The sequence below is a fragment of the Mesorhizobium sp. M0227 genome (assembly GCF_040321855.1).
Classification (GTDB): domain Bacteria; phylum Pseudomonadota; class Alphaproteobacteria; order Rhizobiales; family Rhizobiaceae; genus Mesorhizobium.
Genome location: NZ_JAMYSJ010000057.1, coordinates 1 through 2,500, shown reverse-complemented (window position 1 = coordinate 2,500; position 2,500 = coordinate 1). Strand labels below are relative to the sequence as shown.

Here is a 2,500-nt window from a genome sequence, read left to right as displayed (position 1 = left end):
GGGCTAGGGGTCCTCACCGGATTACCAAACCTAACCAAACTCCGAATACCTGGGAGTACTAGTCGGCAGACACACGGCGGGTGCTAACGTCCGTCGTGAAAAGGGAAACAACCCTGACCTACAGCTAAGGTCCCCAAGTTATGGCTAAGTGGGAAAGGATGTGAGGATCCCAAAACAACCAGGATGTTGGCTTAGAAGCAGCCATCATTTAAAGAAAGCGTAACAGCTCACTGGTCTAAATAAGGGTCTTTGCGCCGAAAATGTAACGGGGCTAAAGCCATACACCGAAGCTTAGGGTTTGGTCCGCAAGGGCCAAGCGGTAGCGGAGCGTTCTGTAAGCTGATGAAGCCATACCCGTGAGGGGTGGTGGAGGTATCAGAAGTGCGAATGCTGACATGAGTAACGTAAGGGGAGTGAGAGACTCCCCCGCCGAAAGACCAAGGGTTCCTGCTTAAAGCTAATCTGAGCAGGGTTAGCCGGCCCCTAAGACGAGGCGGAAACGCGTAGTCGATGGGAACCACGTTAATATTCGTGGGCTTGGAGGTAGTGACGGATCATTGAGGTAGTCCAATCTTATCGGATTGAACGGGCTGCTGCGTGGTTCCAGGAAATAGCTCCTCCTTATAAACCGTACCCGAAACCGACACTGGTGGTCTGGTAGAGTATACCAAGGCGCTTGAGAGAACTATGCTGAAGGAACTCGGCAAATTGCACGCGTAACTTCGGAAGAAGCGTGACCCTTTTCTACGCAAGTAGAGGAGGGTGGCACAGACCAGGGGGTAGCGACTGTTTATCAAAAACACAGGGCTCTGCGAAGTCGCAAGACGACGTATAGGGTCTGACGCCTGCCCGGTGCTGGAAGGTTAAGAGGAGGGGTGCAAGCTCTGAATCGAAGCCCCAGTAAACGGCGGCCGTAACTATAACGGTCCTAAGGTAGCGAAATTCCTTGTCGGGTAAGTTCCGACCTGCACGAATGGCGTAACGACTTCCCCGCTGTCTCCAGCATAGACTCAGTGAAATTGAATTCCCCGTGAAGATGCGGGGTTCCTGCGGTTAGACGGAAAGACCCCGTGCACCTTTACTATAGCTTTACATTGGCATTCGTAGTGGCATGTGTAGGATAGGTGGTAGGCTTTGAAACCTGGGCGCCAGCTCAGGTGGAGCCACCCTTGAAATACCACCCTTATTACTATGGATGTCTAACCGCGGCCCGTTATCCGGGTCCGGGACAATGTATGGTGGGTAGTTTGACTGGGGCGGTCGCCTCCTAAAGAGTAACGGAGGCGCGCGATGGTGGGCTCAGAACGGTCGGAAATCGTTCGCTGAGTGCAATGGCATAAGCCTGCCTGACTGCGAGACTGACAAGTCGAGCAGAGACGAAAGTCGGTCATAGTGATCCGGTGGTCCCGCGTGGAAGGGCCATCGCTCAACGGATAAAAGGTACGCCGGGGATAACAGGCTGATGACCCCCAAGAGTCCATATCGACGGGGTTGTTTGGCACCTCGATGTCGACTCATCGCATCCTGGGGCTGGAGCAGGTCCCAAGGGTATGGCTGTTCGCCATTTAAAGCGGTACGTGAGTTGGGTTCAGAACGTCGTGAGACAGTTCGGTCCCTATCTGCCGTGGGTGTAGGAATATTGAAAGGATCTGTCCCTAGTACGAGAGGACCGGGATGGACGGATCTCTGGTGGACCTGTTGTGGCGCCAGCCGCATAGCAGGGTAGCTATATCCGGACGGGATAACCGCTGAAGGCATCTAAGCGGGAAACCCACCTTAAAACGAGTATTCCCTGAGAACCGTGGAAGACGACCACGTTGATAGGCCGGGTGTGGAAGAGCGGCAACGCTTGAAGCTTACCGGTACTAATAGTTCGATCGGCTTGATCGTTCTCATTCCTTATGCTCATCTGACAAAGTCAGATGTTCTCACTCACGCTTGTTCCGCCCTGCGGGCGGCGCTACGTGGGTGCGGCGCATCAGCGCCGACGGTCGGTCGACCTTGCGAAGCTTCGCTTCGAAAGGCGTCAGGATCCAAAGAACTGTAAAGGCACAAAAAGACCAGCGAACAGCTCAGAGAAAGCAGCAAATAGGGTCCCTATTCGCTACTCACTATTGGCTATTCGCTCAAAAAAGCTTCTCGAACAACGTGCGTTTTGCCGACCTGGTGGTTATGGCGGAGCGGCTGCACCCGATCCCATTCCGAACTCGGCCGTGAAACGCTCCAGCGCTGATGGTACTTCGTCTCAAGACGCGGGAGAGTAGGTCGCTGCCAGGTCTGCTAAACGCACGTTGATCTCACATCCAAATCGGATGTGAGAGAAATCTTCTCTTTATGAAATGGCCCGCCAAGGGATCACGGGCCGCGTAAGCGGCCCTTTCATTTGGTCAGCCATATACCTATCTGTAGGCCTCGGCTTACACAAAAAAGCAAGCAAGCGCTTGCTTAGGGACGCAAGCAAACGCTTGCTAAGGGAATGCAAGCAAACGCTTGCTTAGGG

Annotated in this window: 2 rRNA genes (1 of these 2 cut by a window edge); both read left to right on the top strand. The window is 53.9% G+C overall.

Going from position 1 to position 2,500, the window contains the following annotated elements:
- Positions 1–1,890 (top strand): 23S ribosomal RNA (locus NKJ00_RS31975); it begins 932 nt to the left of the window's first position.
- Positions 1,891–2,162: 272 nt separating this feature from the next.
- Positions 2,163–2,277: ribosomal RNA gene (rrf, locus tag NKJ00_RS31970) — 5S ribosomal RNA — on the top strand.
- Positions 2,278–2,500: the final 223 nt, after the last annotated feature.